The following is a 20,352-nucleotide window of genomic DNA, read 5'->3' as shown; positions in this document are numbered from 1 at the left end:
TTTTGAAACGGGTCTGAAGGATATACTGATCACAAGTCAACTGAATGTGAAAGGAGAGCTTGTGATGCTAAAAGTGAAGCAAGTAAGCAAGATTTATGAAGGAAAAATCGCCTATCGTGCGTTAACAGATATTAATTTAACCATTAATGAAGGTGAGTTTGTCGGAATCATGGGACCTTCGGGAAGCGGGAAAACAACGCTGCTGAACATGATTGCAACCATTGATGAACCTACAACAGGGGAAATCCTGATCAATGAAAGAAATCCCCATGTCTTAAAAAAAGAGGAGCTGGCACAATTCCGGCGCCGTGAACTTGGGTTTGTCTTCCAGGACTTCAACCTGCTTCATACCTTGACGGTTGAAGAAAATATGGTCCTTCCGCTGACATTAGATGGAAAAAAGGTGAAGGAAATGAAGGAAAAAGCGTATCAAATTGCTGAAAAACTGGGGATTACCGGCATTATGAATAAACGGACGTATGAAATATCCGGGGGACAGGCGCAAAGAGCCGCTGTGGCAAGAGCGATGATTCATACGCCAAAGCTGCTATTGGCAGATGAACCGACAGGGAATTTGGATTCCAAGTCTTCCAAGGATGTAATGGAACTGCTTGAATCGATTAATAAAACGGAGAAGACGACGATGATGCTTGTCACACATGATGCCCAGGCAGCGAGCTATTGCAATAGGGTCATTTTCATCAGGGATGGGAAATTCTATTCGGAGATACACCGCGGCGATAACCGCCAGGCTTTTTTCCAAAAGATCATCGATACACTTTCACTGCTGGGAGGGGATGCACATGACCTTTCGTCAGTTCGCGTTTAACAACGTCATCCGCAACAAGCGGCTGTATGCAGCCTATTTTCTCAGCAGTTTATTTACAGTTATGGTCTTCTTTACCTTCTCAATTTTTGCGAACCATCCTGCCTTAAGCGGGGATGCGATGAACTCAACCGTTTCGAAGGGAATGAATGCAGCTGCCGGAATTATATATGTGTTTTCGTTCTTTTTTGTTTTGTATTCGATGAGCTCATTTCTGCAGTCCAGAAAAAGAGAATTTGGCTTACTAATGATTCAGGGCATGAGCATTAAGCAGATCCGTCTCATGGTCTTTTTGGAAAATATGCTGATTGGCTTATTTGCAACTTTGGGCGGTATTCTGCTTGGCCTTGTGTTTGCAAAAGGGATTTTGCTGCTGGCTGAGAATGTGCTGATTATTGAACGGACGCTTTCTTTTTACTTTCCGGTGAAAGCCATCCTGGTTACCTTTATTGCTTTCATCATTTTATTTTTCTTTATTTCCTTGTTTGTCACGTATGTCCTGCGCAGTAAAAAGCTGATTGAGTTAATAAAAGGAAATAAGATGTCAAAGGGTGAGCCGAAAGCGAATCTTTTCTTAACGATCCTGGCGGTCCTTTTATTAGGGGCGGGGTATACAACAGCCTTACTCGCAAAAGGTGTAATGGTAGTAGCGGCAATGGTGCCGGTGATCATAGTTGTCTGCATCGGGACCTACCTGTTATTTACGCAATTAAGCGTGTTTATCATTAGACGATTAAAGAAAAATGAGCGGGTTTTCTGGTTTAAGACGAATATGCTGCTGTTTTCGGATTTGGCTTTCCGCATGAAGGATAATGCGCGAACTTTTTTCATGGTGGCCATGGTTTCAACGGTTGCCTTCAGTGCGATCGGCACGCTGTTCGGATTTCAGACCGTTTTGACTTCGAGCATAAAAAATCAAAATGCCACAACGTTTTCCTATATAACGAGTGAAGATCAAGAAGAGAAAAATGTTGCGACTATCAACCGAATACTAACGGAAGAAAACATAGAAACCGAATCGGCACATACCGTATTGCAGAGGTTTGAAGTGGGCGGAAGTTCCACTCAGATTGCCAGCCAATCCGATTTTAACCGTTTTGCCTCCCTTATTGGCGAAGAGCCTGTTACTTTAAAAGAAGGACAAGTAGTGGTGGTGGAGTATCAAGGCACCAACTTCGGGCAATCGAAGGACCTCATGAATGAGACCATTACACTGACGTCCGGCACAGTTTTGAAACCGAAAGAAGCGATTCATACAAAAGCCCTGCCGGCAATAGATTCCTATTTTGTTGTCTCTGATGAGGATTTTAAAAAACTTCCTGAACCGACTTTGAAAGAAAGCTATTACGCTTGGCAAGCTACGGATGGGGAAGAAAGGGTAATGGCTGCCTCTGAAAAGATGTACAAAGAGCTGCCAAGATATGAGATCACATCTGTAGAGTATGAAATATATGAGATTATGAAGGGGTACGGTCCCATTTTATTTGTCGGCTTGTTTATCGGGATTGTCTTTTTCGTATCAGCCGGCAGCTTCCTGTACTTCCGGCTTTACATGGATCTGGATGAAGACAAACAAAAATTCAAGTCGATTTCCAAAATGGGTCTGACGGAGAAAGAGCTGAAGAAGGTCTTAAACAGACAGACGATGATTCTGTTTTTCGCACCGATCCTCGTTGCTCTAATCCATGGAGCTGTAGCGCTGACTGCGTTATCGAACCTGTTCTACTTTAACCTGTTTAAAGAATCAGTCGCTGTTCTGAGTGTTTTCCTGGCCATCCAGGTTGTTTACTTCTTCATTGTGCGCTTTTTCTATACGAAGCAAATACAGGCGGTAATTTAATAAAAGGAGCAAGGGTCAGATTGAATCTGGCCCTTTGTTTTTAGAGGACTTGCTGAAGTCTAATCTCCTTTAGACAATGGAGAAATCCCGTCTGCAGAGTTCGAACTTGGAGCAACTTCAGACAGCAAAAGCGGGAAACAAGAAATTTATTTCCGAACCCAAACCTGCGTCACATCAGGGATGAAGGATGGCTTCCGGTTTTCGAAATTGAATAAATTATTGTGTTCCTTGCATATAATTCTGAAAAGTGGTATGCTTATTAAGAATTATTTTTGTTCGGTGTAAAGGATAGTTTGAGTAATAACTTTACGTCTTGATGATCACTGAGAGCAAGGATAGTAACACAATGTGTGGTTATACACACGAGGAGGCAACAAAAATGGAAAACGGTAAAGTAAAATGGTTTAACAGTGAAAAAGGTTTCGGATTCATCGAGCGTGAAGGTGGAGAAGACGTATTCGTTCATTTCTCAGCTATCCAAGGCGAAGGCTACAAATCTCTAGAAGAAGGTCAAGAAGTGACTTTCGACGTTGAGCAAGGCCAGCGTGGAGCTCAAGCAGCTAACGTTCGCAAAGCTTAATCTTAAACCAAACTCAAAACAGGCTCTTTATGGGCCTGTTTTTTTGTTTGTACATAAAGAAACCCACCTGCTAATGAGCAGGGCAAATTAAAGATTGTCGCACCCTACCCCCGGTCCACCTCCATCATAATTTTCGTAACATAATGCTCCTTATCATTCCGGACAACAGTATCATAAATGTACTCTTCAAATACATACTCTCCCAAGGTTAAACCGAGCCGTTCCATCTCTGAAAAAAGCCGCTTATACGTATCGCCGATCGTTTTTTCGCTCCCGACATGATAGCCGATGAGGAAGTCCCCTTTAACGGCCCGAAAATAGGGGTGGCCTTCCTTTGGATTGGGCTGCTCGATATACAAATAGCTGTAATTGGCGTATTCCCCCTTCAGTACCTGCTCACGCTTCGTTATAGACCCGATCGGATAGCCTGAATCAAGCTGCGAGATCTGCAATTCATTAATAAAATCCGAGATGACCTCTAAAAATTCTTCGTCCGATATATTTTGAATGTTTCTGCTTAAATAAAGGGTTGCTTCCGGCAAACGCTGAAGCATAATCCGGTTGAAATTAAGGTGGGAGGCCTCTTCCATTATGGCTATTTTGGCTTCAATCATTTTCTCCTTCATTTCGATTTCCTGACGCTTCTTTACAATCTCTTCTTTTTTCCGGTACATGATGGATAAAAAGCTTTCGGGCGATTTATTTTGCATGTACTGATGTATATCGTTAAGCGACATGCCCAGATCCTTCAATAAATCAATCACAAAAAACAGCTCTAATTGATGAATGGAATAATAGCGGTATCCTTTTTCATTTTTCATGACCGGAGACAAAATCCCAATCTGGTCGTAATAAAAAATGGTCTGCTTGTTAACTTTGCAAAGCTTTGCGAATTCACCTGTCGTTAAATATTTGCCATCTTTTTTACTCATTTTTTTACATCACTGCCCTTGACTATATAGTTACTATATACACTAGGATAGATCGTATATAAAATTCAAGTTTGACTGTTTTGTAAGGAGCCTGATATAGATGAAAACACAAAAAATCACATTAGGATTATTATTGGCGAATTTATTCATTGCCTTTTTGGGAATCGGCCTGGTCATTCCTGTCCTGCCAACATTGATGAATGAATTGAGCATAACAGGCACAACAATCGGCTATTTAACAGCCGCATTTGCGTTGGCCCAGCTGATTGTTTCACCGTTTGCGGGGAGAGCAGCCGATCGATTCGGCAGAAAGATCATGATTGTTATCGGCCTGTTTATTTTTGGTTTATCCGAATTCTTATTCGGGATGGGAAAAGAAATTGAGGTTCTGTTCTTTTCACGAATTTTAGGGGGAATTAGCGCAGCCTTTATTATGCCGGCAGTTACAGCCTTTATCGCGGATATTACCACGACTGAAACCCGCCCAAAGGCACTCGGGTATATGTCAGCGGCCATCAGCACCGGATTTATCATCGGCCCAGGCATCGGCGGATTTTTAGCAGAGTTTGGCACGCGGATTCCGTTTTTCTTTGCAGGCGGACTTGGTACACTTGCAGCGGTGCTTTCGATGATTTTATTAACGGAGCCTGAGCGTGATGAGGAAAATAAAGAAGGAGACGGGGAAAGTAAGAGCGGTTTTAGACTCGTGATGGAGCCAAAGTATCTTTTGGCCTTTATTTTGATTTTTATCGCCTCATTTGGGCTTGCCGCTTTTGAATCCTTCTTTAGTTTGTTTGTGGATCACAAGTTTGGCTTTAAACCAGCAGATATTGCAATCGTCATAACTGGCGGGGCGGTTTTTGGCGCAGTATCTCAAATCTGGCTGTTTGACCGGCTGACCCGAATCTGGGGAGAAATCAAACTGATCCGCTACAGCTTACTATTATCCGGCTTGCTTGTATTTTTGATGACAGTGGTTCATTCCTATTTTGGAATCCTGCTTGTAACCTTCATTGTTTGTGGGATTTGACTTATTCCGTCCGGCTATCACTTCCTATCTTTCCAATATCGCCGGTAATGAACAGGGTTTTGTGGGCGGAATGAATTCGATGTTTACAAGCCTCGCGAATATCAGCGGACCTATTATAGGAGGGATGCTGTTTGATATCGATATTAACTATCCGTACTATTTCGCAGCTATCGTCACTGCCTTGGGGATCGGTTTAACTTTTGTATGGAAAAAGCCTGCAAAGAAGGCATCCAAAGTGGTGGAGGCAATCTAAAAAGAGTGAATTAACCCTCTAATTCACTCTTGCCCATCATTATTGTTTAGCTCCATTTTCCGGGTAGGGCTGTCCGTACCCTTCCACATTTCCGGCACGTTCTTTTTCATATTCTGATCCTGAACCTTGACGGCTGACTGCTGCGGAATTTGTTGTTTTCTGTTTCTCTGATTTATTCTTTTGATGCGTCAAATCATTCACCTCCCATACACAATTAGAGTGCTTAAATTTGGGAAAAGTATTCAGAGTGGGTCCGGTCGCTCTGTTCGGACAGTACAATTGGGAAATCGGTGAAGCGGGGTACCTTCGGAGGAAATGAGGGAAGCCAAATGAAAAATCTTGGGTCAACTTCTGACTCAAGAAGCGCTAATACAAGAGAACCGATCCGAACCTAACGCTCCTGCAAAAGCAGGGGCGTTTTTTTTTTTTTTTGCCGAAAGTTAGTCGAATTAAAAAAGGAAAAATAATACAAAGAGGAGAATTATTAAGTTAGCAAAGGAAGTGTGTGTATTGGCAGATGTGCCAATGGATGAGTGTGATGCAGAAATTCTGGAAGGGACGGGGAGCTTTTGTCTTAGAAGCAAAAAGAATTCGCTGGGGTATAAAAATAAAAATAAATGGTTGAAACCGGTTCGAGGAAGGACTAAAGCTTTTCGAAGGGGATTAACATGCAGGTATTAAAGAATTAATGGACTTATCACCGACTCCTTATGGTGTCCATTCAATTGTCTTTAAGGGGAAACCCATCTCTCTCCATCGGTTGACAGTTCACTCGGCCATGAAGCGGCTGAAGGAATTAATGAAGCACTAATAAAAAGCATGAATCAAATTTAAAAGGAGAGATTCTAATGAGCAAGCAGCTCCTGAAAGGCGTGGAAGGAATTTTTATACCGGTCAAAAACCCGGAGCTATCAGCAAGCTGGTATGAAGAAATACTGGGGTTTCAGCGGATTTACATGGAAGAAGAGGCTGCTGTCATGCGGATTGGGGAACAGGCGCAAACTGTCGTCTGCCTTGTCAGAACCAGCCCTCATCAGCCGATAGAGTTTCCGGAAAATCAGTTTGGCGTGGGGAAATATTATAACTTCATTCCGGTAGATATTGAAGAAACTCATAAGCTTTTACTTGAGAAGGGTGTAAACGTAAATCCAATTGGCGTGGAAGGAACCATGAAATTTTTTACATTCTTTGATCCTGACGGGAACCCGCTAGGCGTTTGTCAATGATCGCAGAAGTTAGCTGGCTTTTCAGGTATCTATATGCTATGTTGTTAATATAAAGTAGACCTTTCTTTGCAAACGGGAAAGGTCTGCTTTTTATATATTCAAAAAGGATGGTGCATGGAAAATGACAGTAAAATTTAAGTTTTGCAGGGTGTTTGATCCGAGCAGGGGGGTTATCTATTATGAACCATAGTCTTGGGGCACTCGCTGAAAAAGAATTCTTTATTAAACAGCTGACGTATATAGATGAAAATTACCAGGACTTAAATGGACTTTATCTTTCTTCGACTCCGCTGAAGGAGCGCAGAAGGGATTTTCTCAGTATTTATGTAAGGGAAGTGGAGCAATATCTAGCTCTTTGTAATCAGGCGCCGGCAGAGCAGCCTTTGCGGAAAGTATTGATTGGAACGAAGGTAACCGTGTTATTTGACGGGGAGGATGACCGGGAAGTTTATCATATTTGTCTCCCGGAAGAGTCGGACCCTGATAATGGCTGTATCTCGTTCCTGTCTCCGGTTGGCAGGCAGCTTCTGTTGAAAAATTTGGGTGAGAAAACGTCACTCATGATCCCGAGCGGCCAGTTGGATGTGGTTATCGAAAATATATCCTGGGACCAGGAATAAGTGTTTAGCAGAGGGACATGGAACCTGTCCTTCTGTCTCTTTGAAAACTCTGCGATTCAAATAATTGACTGTCTAAACTGTAACTTATAGTATTACAGTAAGTTTAGTGCCAGTTTATTTTGTGTAAACATTAAACAAACTAGATGTGAACAAAAAAAGGAGTGACTTATATGAACCAAAACTATAAACCACTAGTAGAACCATTGCAGTTAAAAAATAAGGTGCAAATCAAGAATCGGGTGGTCCTGGCACCGATGACAAATTTCGCCTCCCATCCGGATGGCACCGTTTCAGATGCAGAGATCGATTATTACATACGCCGCTCCAAAGGGGCAGGAATGGTGATTACGGCCTGTACAAATGTGACAGCCAACGGAAAGGGATTCCATGGTGAATTCGGAGGCGACCATGACGGGATGATTCCAAGTCTTTCAAGGCTGGCTTCAAGCATTAAAGAGCAGGGTGCCAAAGCCGTTCTCCAAATCTTTCATGGAGGCAGGGAGTGTCCACCAGAGCTAGTGCCAAATGGGGAAACAGTCAGTGCCAGTGCGGTTGCATCTGAAGGAAGCAGCAATACGCCAAGAGCACTGACGGAAAAAGAGGTGGAAGATATCATTGCCGCTTTCGGCGAGACTACCCGCCGGGCTATCCAGGCAGGCTATGATGGCGTTGAAATCCACGGCGCCAATGGCTACTTAATTCAGCAGTTCTTTTCTCCACATTCGAATCGTCGCGAGGATCGTTTAGGTGGCAGTCTTGAGAAGCGCATGACGTTTCCTCTTGCTGTGGTAGATGCAGTTCAAAAAGCGGTGCAGGAGCATGCTAAGGAGCCGTTCATTGTCGGATACCGTTTTTCTCCGGAAGAGCCGACTGAGCCAGGGATCACCATGGATGATACTCTTCAATTGGTTGATGTGCTGTCAGACAAAGGACTGGACTACCTTCATGTTTCCCTGATGGACTTCTGGTCCAAACCGAGACGCGGAGCTGATGAAGCTAAGCCAAGAATTCAGCATTTATTAGATAGAATCAATAATCGCCTTCCGCTTATCGGGGTAGGGGAGATCCATACTCCTGATGAAGCTTTGAAAGCACTGGAAACAGGAGTGGCAATGGTTGCCCTTGGGCGTGAGCTGATTATGGAGCCGGATTGGGTGCAGAAGGTGGAGGAAGGAAGAGATTCTGAAATTGCCGTGACATTATCTAAAAAGGATCAGGAAAAACTGGTTATCCCGGATCCGCTCTGGCAGGCAATTGTGAACACTCCGGGGTGGTTTCCGGTTGTGGATTAAGTAGTTTGTAATTCGTAATATATGAAGGGGACTGCCAATTGTATTTGGCAGTCCTTTTTTGCGGACTACATTTGCCAAACTTATGTAAGTTATAAAAGGTATCTAGCCCCAATAGAAAGAATTGGTAAAATGGGACCAGGATCAGATTAAATGGTCCACTATAGATTACTGAAGGGAACAAGGGACAAGGGATCTGTCTCTCTGGTCCTTTCAAAGGGGGAAAAGGAAGTGGAATACTATAAATATCTCAGACAGTTTGTTGGGAATAGACCCATTATTCTGCCGGGTTCAGTGGTAATCATTTTAAACGAGCGAAATGAAGTGTTATTGCAAAAAAGGCATGATGGAGGATGGGGGCTGCCGGGAGGGCTGATGGATTTGGGAGAAAGCTTTGAAGAAACAGCCAAAAGAGAAGTCCTTGAAGAGACAGGATTGGCAGTGGAAAACTTGAAGCTGCTGAATGTATTTTCAGGTTCAGATTACTACTTAAAAGTTCAAAATGGTGACGAATTTTATTCTGCAACTGCCCTTTATTTTACGAAAGACGTAAGCGGAGAGTTGCAGGCAGATTATAGCGAGTCGTTAGAATTGCAGTATTTTGAGCTGACTAACTTGCCGGATGGATTAACAGATGAATACAGGGGATTTATTGAGGAATATATTGTTTATGAGAAAGAGCTATCAAGATCACTTGAATAATCATAAAAGTAGATAAGTTTCCTGTTATTAGCTCCTATAATATGGTAAAATTTTTTAGAGATGTAAAGAAAGGGGAATCTATTTTACACATGTGGAATAACTTGAAATGACTAATTAATTGGATAGAGACAGGCGGCGGTCCTTGATTTGAAAGGATGCGTTTATTTGTCTATCTGAAAATTATTCAAGGGATACATGGTGTGGACAATTAAATTCCCATTGCCAAGCAGATGCCTTCGCAGATCTGCTTTTTTGGGTAATAATACATCTCTATTGACACAGATATTGGGTTCCTATATTGGGGGAATTTTAATGAAGAATTATAATGAAAACGAAGAGCTGCTTACAGGAGGAAATGTCTCTCGCGTCTATCGTTCGGGAGATAGTGTCCGGCGTGAATTGAAGCCACATAGTCCAAGAGTTCACCGTTTATTAAAGCATTTGGAAAGAAAAGGTTTCAGCTATGCGCCAAAGTTTCTGGGAATGGATGAGAAAGGCAGAGAAATCTTATCCTATATTGAAGGGGAAGCTGGCAATTACCCTTTAAAAGAATACATGTGGTCCAAAGATGCTTTAAAAGAAATAGCGAAAATGCTCCGGCACTATCATGATGCAGTGAGTGATTTTCCTATATCGAGTGAATGGAAGCCATTAGACAATACTCCAGATAACCAGGAGGTTGTCTGTCATAATGACTTTGCCATTTACAATATTATTTTTAATCACGAAAAGCCGGCAGGCATTATCGACTTTGACCTTGCGGCTCCCGGACCAAGACTGTGGGACATAGCGTATGCTCTTTACACCTGTGTTCCATTAAGCAGGCATTATCATACCGAAGCAGGCGAGGCCGTACATTATAATCCATCTTTTGATGCCAGCCGCATAAGACAAAGAGTTAAGCTGTTTTTTGAAACCTATGGTATGGAGGAAATGGTAGAAGACTATGTGGAGATGGTATTGCTGCGGTTAGAAGGATTATGTCAGTACATGAAAAGAAAAGCCGGTGAAGGAGACGCTGCCTTTCAAAAAATGCTGGATGAAGGCCACTATGAACACTATCAAGAAGATATTGCGTTCATTCGTCAGCATGGGATAGAGTGGATCTAAGAGAGACGGGACACGGGGCCTGTCCCTTCCGAAACGTTCGGAAGTAGTTTTGAAATGTTAAAAAAGGTGTCTTTCCCAAGGGAGAGGCACCTTTTTGCGTTGTCATAAACTCACTTCATTCGTACAATCCGCCCGTATACATCCTCGTCAGGTTCACAATCACATCATCTATCTGATACTTCTCCTCGTTCATCACCAGCTCCCACATGAACATCTCATTTGAATAAAACCAGCCTCTTGCGGTTAGGACCGGGTCAAGGTTCTCTTTGGCAAGCTTTTGTGATTGGGCGTAGCGGATGTCGACTGAAATCCGCTCAATGAAGCGTTCACGGATTCCGTACCATTTTTCCTCTATCTCAGGTGAGACGCCGATTGCCTCTTTTACGACCTTCATCATGTTCCGCTCATCCAAAGCCAGCTGCAGGAACAGCCTTACCTGCCTCTTAATATTTTCATAGGCCACTTCTTTGGCCTGCGGCTTAAATGGCATCTCTGCCACTTTGTAAAACTGGTTCATGAGATCTTCCATTAATGTAATGAAAAGCTCGTCTTTATTTTTAAAATAAACGTACGCCGTGCCATAGCCTGTTTCGGCTTTTTTGATCACTTGGGAGATTGTTGCTTTTTGAAAGCCGTTTTCGAGAAATACTTCTTTTCCTGCTTTGAGAAGCTTTTGTCGTGTTTTCAGGGCCTGCTGCTGCCTTGCAGGCAATTGATCTATGGAATTTTTCATCTATTTTCATTCCTTTGTTTATTTTCTAATATTACTGACATTATATCATTGACATAGTGTCAATCAAACAATATAATTTTTGTGAATAATAAATATTCTGAAAGGTTGGAAATCTATGGATTTTACAAAAGAATATGCACTCAAACTTGATGAACAAAATGACCTGTCCTACCGGGAAGAGTTTTATATAAAAGAAGATGGAATTTATATGGATGGCAATTCACTTGGCCTGCTTTCCAAACGGGCGGAGAAGTCACTGCTAGACCTGCTTGAATCCTGGAAGCACCATGCCATTGACGGCTGGACAGAAGGGGATAATCCCTGGTTCTATCTATCTGAAAAACTGGGTAAAGAACTGGCGCCGATCGTAGGGGCAAATCCGGAGGAAGTTGTTGTAAGCGGTTCCACAACTGTTAATCTTCATCAGCTTGTCTCCACTTTTTATAAACCGGAGGGAAAAAGAACAAAGATACTGGCAGATGAGCTCAATTTTCCCAGTGATATATATGCGCTGCAAAGCCAGGTGAAGCTGAAGGGCTTTGATCCTGAGGAGCATCTTGTCCGGGTGAAAAGCGCGGATGGCCATACATTGAGAGAAGAAGACATTGTTGCGGCCATGACGGATGAAATCGCGCTGATTGTACTGCCTGGTGTTTTATACAGAAGCGGTCAGGTACTGGATATGGAGTATTTAACTGCCGAGGCGCATAAGCGCGGGATTGAGATTGGCTTTGATCTATGCCATTCGGTTGGATCTGTCCCCCATTCCCTGAGTGATTGGGATGTCGATTTCGCGTTCTGGTGTAACTATAAGCATCTCAATGGCGGGCCAGGCTCAACGGGCGGTCTATTTGTGAACAAGCGCCACTTTGGAAAGGTTCCGGGACTTGCCGGCTGGTTCAGCTCCCGCAAGGATAAGCAGTTTGATATGGACCATGTGCTGACAGCGGCTGAAGATGCGGGCGCCTACCAGATCGGCACGCCGAATATTTTCAGCATGGCGCCGATTATCGGCTCACTAAGCATGTTTAATGAAGCCGGTATGGAGCGAATCCGTGAGAAATCTCTTCAGCTGACAGGCTATATGATCGAGCTCATACTGCATGAGCTTGAAGGACATGGCTTTGTTCTGCGCAATCCGCTTGATGAAAAGAAGCGGGGCGGCCATATTTATCTGGAGCATCCGGAAGCAGCAAGGATCTGCAAGGCGCTGAAGGCAGAAGGAGTCATCCCGGATTTCCGGGCTCCGAATGGAATCCGACTGGCACCGGTTGCGCTATATAACTCGTTTGAAGATGTGTGGAAAACCGTGCAAATTTTAAAAACCATCATGGAAGAAGAAAAATATAAGCAATTCGAAAATAAGCGGGGAGTCGTAGCATGATGAAAAAAGAGTGGATCGATATATCTCAGCCGCTCACTAACGGCATTGCCCACTGGCCAGGCGATACCCCGTTCAGCTATGAAACGGCTTTTACAAAAGAACAAACCGGCTCTGTCAATATCGGCCGGATTACGACCAGCCTGCATACCGGTACACATGTTGATGCGCCGTTCCATTTTAACGATGAAGGCGAAAAAATCGTGGATCTGGACATTGAACTGTATATCGGACCAGCGCGGGTGATCGATGTATCTGATTATGAAAAGGTGGATTCGGAGGTTCTGAAAAAGTTTGATCTCGAAGGAGCAGAACGTGTGCTGCTCAGGACTTCGGTTCCGAATGATCCGGAGCTGTTTCCGAATCGAATCCCAGAACTGACAGAGGATATGGCAGACTACCTTGGCAGCAAAGGGGTGCGACTGCTCGGAGTGGATGTGCCATCTGTCGATCAGCCCGACAGCAAAGAGATGGAAACGCATCATGCCTTATATCGGAATGGCATTCATATACTGGAAAATATCATGCTGGATGAGGTAGAAGAAGGAAATTATGAACTAATTGCTCTTCCGCTTCCGATCAAAGACGGGGACGGCAGCCCGGTGAGGGCGGTTATTCGGCCGATTTAGGAGGCAGCATACCGCGGTTTCAACTGGCCCTTGGCTAATAAAATAACTAAATTCAAGGAGGAACCAACATGATCAACGAAAAACATCAGGACGTAAACGCAACAACCTCTGAAAAGAGTATTCATACAGACTTTACCAATAACATGACTTACGGAGAATACCTTCAGCTTGATAAAATCCTATCCTCGCAAAACAGGCTTTCCGGCCATCATGATGAGATGCTGTTCATCGTCATCCACCAGGTGAGCGAGCTGTGGATGAAGCTGATTCTTCACGAAATGGGCGCAGCCATACAATCAATTGAAAACAATGATTTATCCACAGCACAGAAAAGATTGTCACGTGTTTCAAAGACACAATCGCAGATTATTCAGGCGTGGGATGTGCTGTCCACCATGACGCCATCTGAATATATGGAGTTCCGCGATTCCCTTGGCCAGGCATCTGGCTTTCAATCCTACCAGTATCGTATGGTAGAATTTGCGTTAGGGTACAAAACTGAGCATGTTCTGAAAATCTATCAAAAGGACCCGGAGCTTCATGCAAGATTAACAGAAGCGTACGAAAGACCAGGCCTTTACGATGTAGCCATCCGCGCGCTTCACAAAGCCGGATTGCCAATTGATGAAGGCATTCTGAACAGAGATGTAACCAGAACCTACAAAGAAAATGAGTCTGTCCGCGAAGCCTGGATGACTGTGTATAAAAATCCTAAAAAGTACTGGGAGTTATACGAGCTTGCGGAAAAACTTGTGGATATTGAAGACTGGCTTCAGCAGTGGCGCTTCCGCCATATGAAAACGGTCGAAAGAATCATCGGATTCAAAATGGGCACAGGCGGTTCATCAGGTGTCGGCTATCTGAAAAAAGTGCTGGACCAGCGCTTCTTCCCGGAACTTTGGGATATCCGTACAGAGCTGTAATCTGCTGGGGGAACTTTGGACAGAATCGGGGGAAAACCATTGGTTGAGTCAGAACCAGGGCTAACTTCGGACACAGCCAGCGAAAAACCATTGGTTGAGTCAGAACCTGGGCTAACTTCGGACACAGCCAGCGGAAAAAAACCGTTGATTGAGTCAGAACCAGGGCTAACTTCGGACACAGCCAGCGAAAAACCATTGGTTGAGTCAGAACCAGGGCTAACTTCGGACACAGCCAGCGAAAAAACCATTGGTTGAGTCAGAACCTGGTCCAACTTCGGACACAGCCAGCGGAAAAACCATTGGTTGAGACAGAACCTGGTCCAACTTCTGACACAGCCAGCGGAAAAGCCATTGGTTGAGTCAGAACCAGGGCTAACTTCGGACACAGCCAGCGGAAAAACCATTGGTTGAGTCAGAACCTGGTCTAACTTCGGACACAGCCAGCGGAAAAACCATTGGTTGAGTCAGAACCAGGGCTAACTTCGGACACAAATCAACGGAAAAACGCAATCAGAGTCAGAACCCGATTCAACTTCACACACAAATCCGTTGCCAGAATCCGAACCACCTAAATAAATAGAAACTTAACAGGGGGGAAACTATGAGTACAAATCGAGAGCAATGGTCATCTAAATTCGGCTTTATTATGTCCTCTGCCGGTGCCGCGATTGGCCTGGGGGCCATCTGGAAGTTCCCGTACGTAGCCGGTACAAGCGGCGGGGGCGCCTTTTTGCTGATGTTTATCGCATTTACGATTCTGGTGGGGCTGCCAATGCTCATTTCAGAATTTATTATCGGGCGGGGCGCACAGAAGGAAGCTGTGTCTGCTTATTATAAACTGGCGCCAAACAGCCTGTGGACGATTACCGGGAAGCTTGGGGTAATTGGCTGCTTCCTGCTGCTGAGCTTTTACTCAGTTGTTGGGGGATGGGTGCTGATTTACACATTTATGTCGATCGGCGGCCAAATCATCAAGCCGGGTGCAGCTTATCCTGAACTATTCGGCATGATCACCTCAACACCAAGCTGGACGCTAATGGGGCTGGCTGTGTTTCTTCTTATTAACATTGTCGTCATTACATTCGGAATTCAAAACGGGATTGAAGCTGCAAGCAAATACATGATGCCGCTATTATTTATCTTCTTTATAGTGCTTGTCATACGCGCTTTGACGCTAGATGGAGCAATGGAAGGGGTCAAATTCTTCCTGAACCCGGACTTTAGTAAAATCACAGGCGAATCGGCACTCTATGCATTGGGACAATCATTCTTTGCTTTAGCAGTCGGCTTTTCCTGTATGGTCACATACAGCTCATACCTGGATAAGAAAGTCAGCATTCCATCATCAGCAGGATCTGTTGTGATTATGAACATCATTATCTCGGTCCTGGCAGGGTTGGCGATTTTCCCAGTTGTCTTTGCATTCGGATTTGAACCGACGGAAGGCCCGGGTCTGCTGTTCATGGTCCTGCCGGCTGTCTTTTCACAGATCCCATTAGGAGAAGTGTTCCTGGCTATTTTCCTGCTGCTTTTCTTATTTGCAACCTTAACATCATCGTTCAGCATGCTGGAAATCATCGTCTCCGCCTTTATTGAGAACGGAAAGCATTCACGGAAAAAAATCTCCTGGATCTCCGGCATTGTCATGTTTGCGGCCGGGATTCCTGCTGCGCTGTCATTCAGCCTGCTTGGAGACTTCACGATTTTTGGGAAAAATATCTTTGATGCAACCGACTACCTGGTCAGCAACATCCTGCTTCCGCTGGGCTGTCTGCTGATTGCCCTGTTTATTTCTTTTAAAATGGACAAAGGGCTTGTTAAAGAAGAATTTCTGCTTGGCAGCGACACTTTGCCAGCCGTGTACACCGCGTGGAGCGTCCTGATGAAAGTGGTTGTTCCGGTTACGATTTTGGTTGTGTTTATGAGTACACTAGGAGTTATTTAAAGAGGCGCCAATCCGGCGCTTTTTTACTTTTTTATGAAAAATTTAAATTTATGGTTTATGGGCAAAGTAAAAAGGGTATTAAAGTTTAGGACTCTGCCATAAAAATGAAGCGAACTTCAATATCACATTTAAGGGAAGGATTTCCTTTGATTTAAACGAATTGTATAATATATAAAACAAGGGGGCGTATGTTTACAATGGAAGCAACCTACAAAGAAACAAGCGATATTGCAGGATTTATTGTTGCGAATCGTGACAACTTTCAGCAAAAATTATTATCAGAGGCTGTGAATGTAGCCTCTAAGATCAATGATATTCTGCAAAGAGGGAATATTGATCTTTTAAAAAATGCAGAAAGGTTGGCTTTATATGTTGTGGAAAATAGAGAAGAAGAGCTGATTGCTTTTGCCAGACAGGAAGGCGTGGCATGGGCTGAGCATTCCCTGACACTTTCTTTTAAACTTGAATGGGTGCAGGCTATCCGCCGGACATTGTGGCACTTCCTGTTCCAGTATGACAAAGTTAAGGGGCAGGACAAAGCGCCTGAAGATTTTTATAATATGGAAAAAGACGTCAATGATCATGTCGACCAATTTTTAAATAACTTCTTTATCAGCTATTCTGATTATAAAGATGAAATGCTTAAATCACAGCGCAAACTGGTGGAGCATTTGTCCGTGCCTATTATTCCGGTCAGTACCTCTGTCGCTGTATTGCCGCTGATTGGCATGATTGATTCGTATCGGATTCAGACGATTGAAGAAAAGGTTCTGATGGATATCTCATCCATTAAAATCCAGACCTTGATCATGGACCTCTCCGGAATTGCCGATATGGAAGTTGATGTCATCGTCCACTTAAAAAAGATTTTGAGCGGCATCAGGATGATGGGCTGCGATGCAGTCATTACCGGCCTGCGAGCAGAGCTTGTCCGTAAAATGATCCATGCTGGTGTTTCGTTTGAGAGCCAGGCGGAAACAAAGGGAACATTGCAGCAGACCTTACGGGAATATTTAGTGATTGAACCTAAGAGATAGTACATATACAAATGCCTGCCGCTGTCCTCATTGGATGGCAGCAGGCATTTTTTAGAAAGGAGCCACCTATGAAAGACTTTGATGAATGGCTGAATATACATACGCACGGCGAACAAAAAGGGTTCCATAAATCCTTTCACTATCACCGCTACGAACCCACTCCTTATGAGGGCCTGGAAAAACTGTTCAGTGATTACACGCTGAAAAGCAGTGATCGCCTCGTGGACTTCGGCTGCGGCAAGGGGCGGCTTCCGTTTTATATACACCATACCTTTCGGGTTTCCGCTGCAGGTGTGGAAATGAGTGATGATTATTACCGTGATGCAATGAAAAATCTCCGGACGTACAAAGGAGAAAAAGCAGGAATCAGCTTTTGTAACATCCTGGCTCAGGATTATGAAATCACTCCGCAGGATACTCACTTTTACTTTTTTAACCCGTTTTCGGTGCAAATTTTTATGAAAGTCGTCAACAATATACTCCGATCAGCTGAAGGCAGCCCGCGCAACATGGATATTATTCTCTACTACCCTTCAGAGGATTATTTATTTTATCTGGAAAACAGCACCCCATTTGAGCTGATTAAAGACGTGGGACTTCAGGGTGATGAAAACGAACGTTTCCTGGTCTATCGTTTCAATCAAACGTTTGATTGAAAATTCCCCCTTGCCTAAAGCCTGGGAGATTTTTCTTTATCGCAGTCTGACTGCCCGCATAGGCCCGATTGGTTCAACTGACACGCAGTGGGGGATAAGGAAACCCCCAACTGAGTGAAGTTTCCCTTTATCGTACAGGCCTTGATTCAGGTTCTCTGTCATATTCGCGTCTTGGGTTAAAGAGGAGCCCGAGATTAATCAAACCGGCAATTCCCACTAACCCATAGATTATTCTTGATAACACCGCATCCTGTCCTCCGAATAAGCTGGCAACTAAATCAAATTGGAAAAATCCAATCAGGCCCCAATTAATGGCTCCTATAATCGTTAGTACAAGTGCAATACGCTGGAAACCGTTCATATTCTTGTCCTCCTAATAGTGAGTCTTCATACAGCGTGCCTCATCGGTACAAACCGTCACAGCCTTACTCCGATGCTTTTTCTGCTATATATTAGGGAGTTACCCAGGTATTGGGGAGGACAAACAAATTTCAGAGAGTTGGAGAAATAAAATGGGCACTGAATGTGAACTTTGGGAAAAGAATGGTGAAACTGGGGAACCGAACACTGATTTTGGGGAAAGGGCTCATCATTAGGGAACACCACTCAAATTTGAGGTAAATACTCATTAAGATAAGAAAAAGCTATCCCGCAAAAGGATAGCTTTTTTTTACTAGACTATGTTTAAGGCGCTTTACTTCGCACTCAACCGTCTAATGCGCTCATCCAAATCCGGATGGGTTGAGAACAGGGAAGCTTTGCTTCTGTTATTAATTTTCAAAGTGGAAATCGCTGTCTGTTCTTCACCCTTGATGCGGCTGGAGTAGGCCTTTAGCATTTGAAGGGCATGTGTCATTTTGTCTTTGCCGGCCAGGTCAGCACCGCCGCGGTCCGCATGGAATTCACGATGGCGGGAGTAGGCGAAGACGACTAGACTTCCAAGGATCGAGAAGGCGATCTGGAACACGATAACCGCGATGAAATGCACAATCGGCGCCATTTCTTCTCTGACAAAACGGGATGCCACCCAAGCCGCGATTCTGGCAAGGAAGACAACGAATGTGTTGACAACCCCCTGGAGAAGAGTCATGGTGACCATATCCCCGTTCGCAATGTGTGCCACCTCATGGGCGATAACTCCTTCAATGGCATCGTCGTCCATTTCCTGCAGCAATCCAGTTGAAACTGCCACAAGCGAGCGTTTTTTCGAAGGACCTGTCGCAAAAGCATTCACTTCAGGAGAGTGATAAATTCCGACTTCAGGCATATGTGTTAAGCCTGCCGCTCTTGAAAGGCGGTGAACTTTCTCCACGATGTCCCGCTCAGCTCCTGAAAGAGCACCGTTCGGGTCCAGCACCTGAACATTCATCATTTTCTTGGCCATCCAGCGGGACATCCACAAAGAAATGAAGGAGCCGGAGAAGCCAATGACTGCGCTGAATACAAGCAATGCGCCGAAATCAATGCCGCCTTGGGCATTAATGTAATTACCTCCGCCAATCAGCGAGAAAATAATGCTGATTGTCAAAAGAACAAGCACGTTCGTCAATAAAAAGTAAAAAATACGTTTACCCATTTCCTCACCCTTTTTATCTATTTTGAGTTCATATGAACTTGTCATCTGACTATATAATATAATTTTTCTATAAAAATCGCAAGTCATAACTAGGCTACGAGGAAGTTGACATTGACTGTCACCATGGAAACGATTAGGATGAAAGCATTGAATAGAGAACGCAGGGGCTGATTACCTTGGAATTATTCCACCTATCAAGGAAAAGCATGGCTGATTTCCTGCTGTCGCTGAAGGGAGAAGGGGAGCTTTCGCCCAAACAAATCCTTCAGCAGGCATGGGCAGCCGCTCATGAAAAAAGAGGAGTTTCAACAGAAGCTTTTCTCGATACGAAAATGCCGGCCATATTTGAAAAATTGATTCGGGCAGATTTGCAGAAAATGGGCTTTTCCATCAATGAAATTGTCGCACTGGGGAACCAGATTGAATTCACCCATTTATCTTCGGCTGCGGTGCAGAATTGGGTGAAGCGGGATGTGAAGAACCTGATTGGCAGTCCGCAGCTCGGCAAGAAATATTCTGTCGACCAGGCTGCTATTCTATTTATTGTGGAGGACCTGAAAGCGACACTTGATTTTGATTCAATCCGGAAAATTCTGGCCCTCCTTTTTAATGATCTCGATGACAGGTCAGACGATTTGATTGAGCCGATCCCATTTTATTCTGCCTACGCGGCTATTTTTGAAAAAGCCCATCACCAAAATATATTAGGCGAAAACATGCATGATGGCATTGAGCAATGCATCAAACAGGAAGCCTTGCAGACATTGGAGAGCTTTCAGGATTTTACGGTTCAGCAGAAAGACATCGTCTCGAATATTCTTGTAACGGCCTCACTCACTGTTTTATCGGCCTACTACAAGTCACTGACAAAGAAATATGTATCCGCTACCCTGTTTTTAAATGGGTAAGTGGAAAAAGCATCGCCACTGTGGGCGATGCTTTCAGTTTGTAGACAAAAGGGGTTCGGAATAGTCTCATTCCGGACCTCTTTTTTGAATTTTATTGGCTTTGAAGCATTTTCAGATGATGATAGACCTCTCCGAGGTCATCTTCTAGGCCATTTC

20 protein-coding genes and 1 pseudogene are annotated in these 20,352 nt (G+C 44.0%); 16 read left to right on the top strand and 5 right to left on the bottom strand.

Annotated features, from left to right (window positions below; translation table 11 throughout):
• Nucleotides 1-64 precede the first annotated feature (64 nt).
• The 3 genes from M3205_RS20395 to M3205_RS20385 all read left to right on the top strand — a co-directional run bounded on the left by M3205_RS20395 (nt 65) and on the right by M3205_RS20385 (nt 3,246).
• Nucleotides 65-829, top strand: a complete 765-nt coding sequence (locus tag M3205_RS20395; RefSeq protein WP_251171553.1) for an ABC transporter ATP-binding protein — start codon at nt 65-67, stop codon at nt 827-829.
• Nucleotides 804-2,666: an ABC transporter permease gene (locus M3205_RS20390; protein WP_251171552.1), complete on the top strand. Its 1,863-nt coding sequence runs from the start codon at nt 804-806 to the stop codon at nt 2,664-2,666. Before M3205_RS20395 ends, M3205_RS20390 begins: the two co-directional genes overlap by 26 nt.
• 379 nt (nt 2,667-3,045) lie before the next feature.
• Nucleotides 3,046-3,246, top strand: a complete 201-nt coding sequence (locus M3205_RS20385) for a cold-shock protein (RefSeq protein ID WP_009335135.1) — start codon at nt 3,046-3,048, stop codon at nt 3,244-3,246.
• 104 nt (nt 3,247-3,350) lie between these two features.
• Here M3205_RS20385 and M3205_RS20380 read toward each other — a convergent pair whose 3' ends face one another.
• Nucleotides 3,351-4,178 carry a MerR family transcriptional regulator gene (locus M3205_RS20380; protein ID WP_251171551.1) on the bottom strand — a complete coding sequence of 276 codons (828 nt, stop codon included), beginning with the start codon at nt 4,176-4,178 and terminating at the stop codon, nt 3,351-3,353.
• A gap of 100 nt (nt 4,179-4,278) precedes the next feature.
• Here M3205_RS20380 and norA point away from each other — a divergent pair.
• Nucleotides 4,279-5,461: pseudogene (gene norA / locus M3205_RS20375) on the top strand (multidrug efflux MFS transporter NorA).
• A gap of 39 nt (nt 5,462-5,500) precedes the next feature.
• On the opposite strand, the gene M3205_RS20370 reads toward norA, so the two are convergent.
• Complete coding sequence (locus M3205_RS20370; protein WP_251171550.1) at nt 5,501-5,653, bottom strand: hypothetical protein; 153 nt, start codon at nt 5,651-5,653, stop codon at nt 5,501-5,503.
• Nucleotides 5,654-6,309: 656 nt separating this feature from the next.
• On the opposite strand from M3205_RS20370, the gene M3205_RS20365 reads away from it, so the two are divergent.
• From M3205_RS20365 to M3205_RS20345, 5 genes are all read left to right on the top strand, one after another.
• Nucleotides 6,310-6,687 carry a VOC family protein gene (locus M3205_RS20365; protein WP_251171549.1) on the top strand — a complete coding sequence of 126 codons (378 nt, stop codon included), beginning with the start codon at nt 6,310-6,312 and terminating at the stop codon, nt 6,685-6,687.
• A 179-nt stretch (nt 6,688-6,866) separates the two neighbouring features.
• Nucleotides 6,867-7,307: a GreA/GreB family elongation factor gene (locus tag M3205_RS20360; protein ID WP_251171548.1), complete on the top strand. Its 441-nt coding sequence runs from the start codon at nt 6,867-6,869 to the stop codon at nt 7,305-7,307.
• A gap of 170 nt (nt 7,308-7,477) precedes the next feature.
• Nucleotides 7,478-8,599, top strand: coding sequence for an NADH-dependent flavin oxidoreductase (locus M3205_RS20355; RefSeq protein WP_251171547.1), 1,122 nt, complete (start codon nt 7,478-7,480; stop codon nt 8,597-8,599).
• A 228-nt stretch (nt 8,600-8,827) separates the two neighbouring features.
• Nucleotides 8,828-9,298 carry an NUDIX hydrolase gene (locus M3205_RS20350; protein WP_251171546.1) on the top strand — a complete coding sequence of 157 codons (471 nt, stop codon included), beginning with the start codon at nt 8,828-8,830 and terminating at the stop codon, nt 9,296-9,298.
• Between the two features lie 312 nt (nt 9,299-9,610).
• A complete protein-coding gene (locus M3205_RS20345) occupies nt 9,611-10,408 on the top strand; it encodes a phosphotransferase (RefSeq protein WP_251171545.1) in 798 nt (265 codons plus the stop codon).
• A gap of 115 nt (nt 10,409-10,523) precedes the next feature.
• Here M3205_RS20345 and M3205_RS20340 read toward each other — a convergent pair whose 3' ends face one another.
• Nucleotides 10,524-11,141, bottom strand: coding sequence for a TetR/AcrR family transcriptional regulator (locus tag M3205_RS20340; protein WP_251171544.1), 618 nt, complete (start codon nt 11,139-11,141; stop codon nt 10,524-10,526).
• Nucleotides 11,142-11,256: 115 nt separating this feature from the next.
• Between M3205_RS20340 and kynU the strand changes: the two genes are divergently transcribed.
• From kynU to M3205_RS20310, 6 genes are all read left to right on the top strand, one after another.
• On the top strand, nt 11,257-12,525 hold the full coding sequence (gene kynU, locus M3205_RS20335; protein ID WP_251171543.1) for a kynureninase: 1,269 nt from the start codon (nt 11,257-11,259) through the stop codon (nt 12,523-12,525).
• Nucleotides 12,522-13,151 carry an arylformamidase gene (gene kynB, locus M3205_RS20330; protein ID WP_251171542.1) on the top strand — a complete coding sequence of 210 codons (630 nt, stop codon included), beginning with the start codon at nt 12,522-12,524 and terminating at the stop codon, nt 13,149-13,151. The genes kynU and kynB overlap by 4 nt, the downstream gene beginning before the upstream one ends.
• Before the next feature lie 68 nt (nt 13,152-13,219).
• Nucleotides 13,220-14,074 carry a tryptophan 2,3-dioxygenase gene (gene kynA, locus M3205_RS20325; RefSeq protein WP_251171541.1) on the top strand — a complete coding sequence of 285 codons (855 nt, stop codon included), beginning with the start codon at nt 13,220-13,222 and terminating at the stop codon, nt 14,072-14,074.
• Between the two features lie 601 nt (nt 14,075-14,675).
• Nucleotides 14,676-16,019, top strand: coding sequence for a sodium-dependent transporter (locus M3205_RS20320; protein WP_251171540.1), 1,344 nt, complete (start codon nt 14,676-14,678; stop codon nt 16,017-16,019).
• A gap of 197 nt (nt 16,020-16,216) precedes the next feature.
• A complete protein-coding gene (locus M3205_RS20315) occupies nt 16,217-17,056 on the top strand; it encodes an STAS domain-containing protein (protein WP_251171563.1) in 840 nt (279 codons plus the stop codon).
• A gap of 68 nt (nt 17,057-17,124) precedes the next feature.
• On the top strand, nt 17,125-17,712 hold the full coding sequence (locus M3205_RS20310; protein ID WP_251171539.1) for a class I SAM-dependent methyltransferase: 588 nt from the start codon (nt 17,125-17,127) through the stop codon (nt 17,710-17,712).
• Between the two features lie 127 nt (nt 17,713-17,839).
• Here the strand turns inward: M3205_RS20310 and M3205_RS20305 are convergent, their stop codons facing one another.
• Together M3205_RS20305 and htpX are read right to left on the bottom strand one after the other, a co-directional pair.
• Nucleotides 17,840-18,073, bottom strand: coding sequence for a DUF378 domain-containing protein (locus M3205_RS20305; RefSeq protein ID WP_251171538.1), 234 nt, complete (start codon nt 18,071-18,073; stop codon nt 17,840-17,842).
• A 333-nt stretch (nt 18,074-18,406) separates the two neighbouring features.
• Nucleotides 18,407-19,288: a protease HtpX gene (gene htpX / locus M3205_RS20300; RefSeq protein ID WP_197204718.1), complete on the bottom strand. Its 882-nt coding sequence runs from the start codon at nt 19,286-19,288 to the stop codon at nt 18,407-18,409.
• Nucleotides 19,289-19,464: 176 nt separating this feature from the next.
• Between htpX and M3205_RS20295 the strand changes: the two genes are divergently transcribed.
• Entirely contained in the window at nt 19,465-20,196 is a 732-nt protein-coding gene (locus M3205_RS20295; protein ID WP_251171537.1) for a DUF1836 domain-containing protein, read from the top strand.
• Nucleotides 20,197-20,352 lie beyond the last annotated feature (156 nt).

Source organism: Cytobacillus firmus (assembly GCF_023715565.1).
Lineage (GTDB): Bacteria > Bacillota > Bacilli > Bacillales > Cytobacillaceae > Cytobacillus > Cytobacillus firmus_C.
Note: the sequence above shows the minus strand (reverse complement) of the source record. Positions and strands in the feature narration are given on the sequence as shown.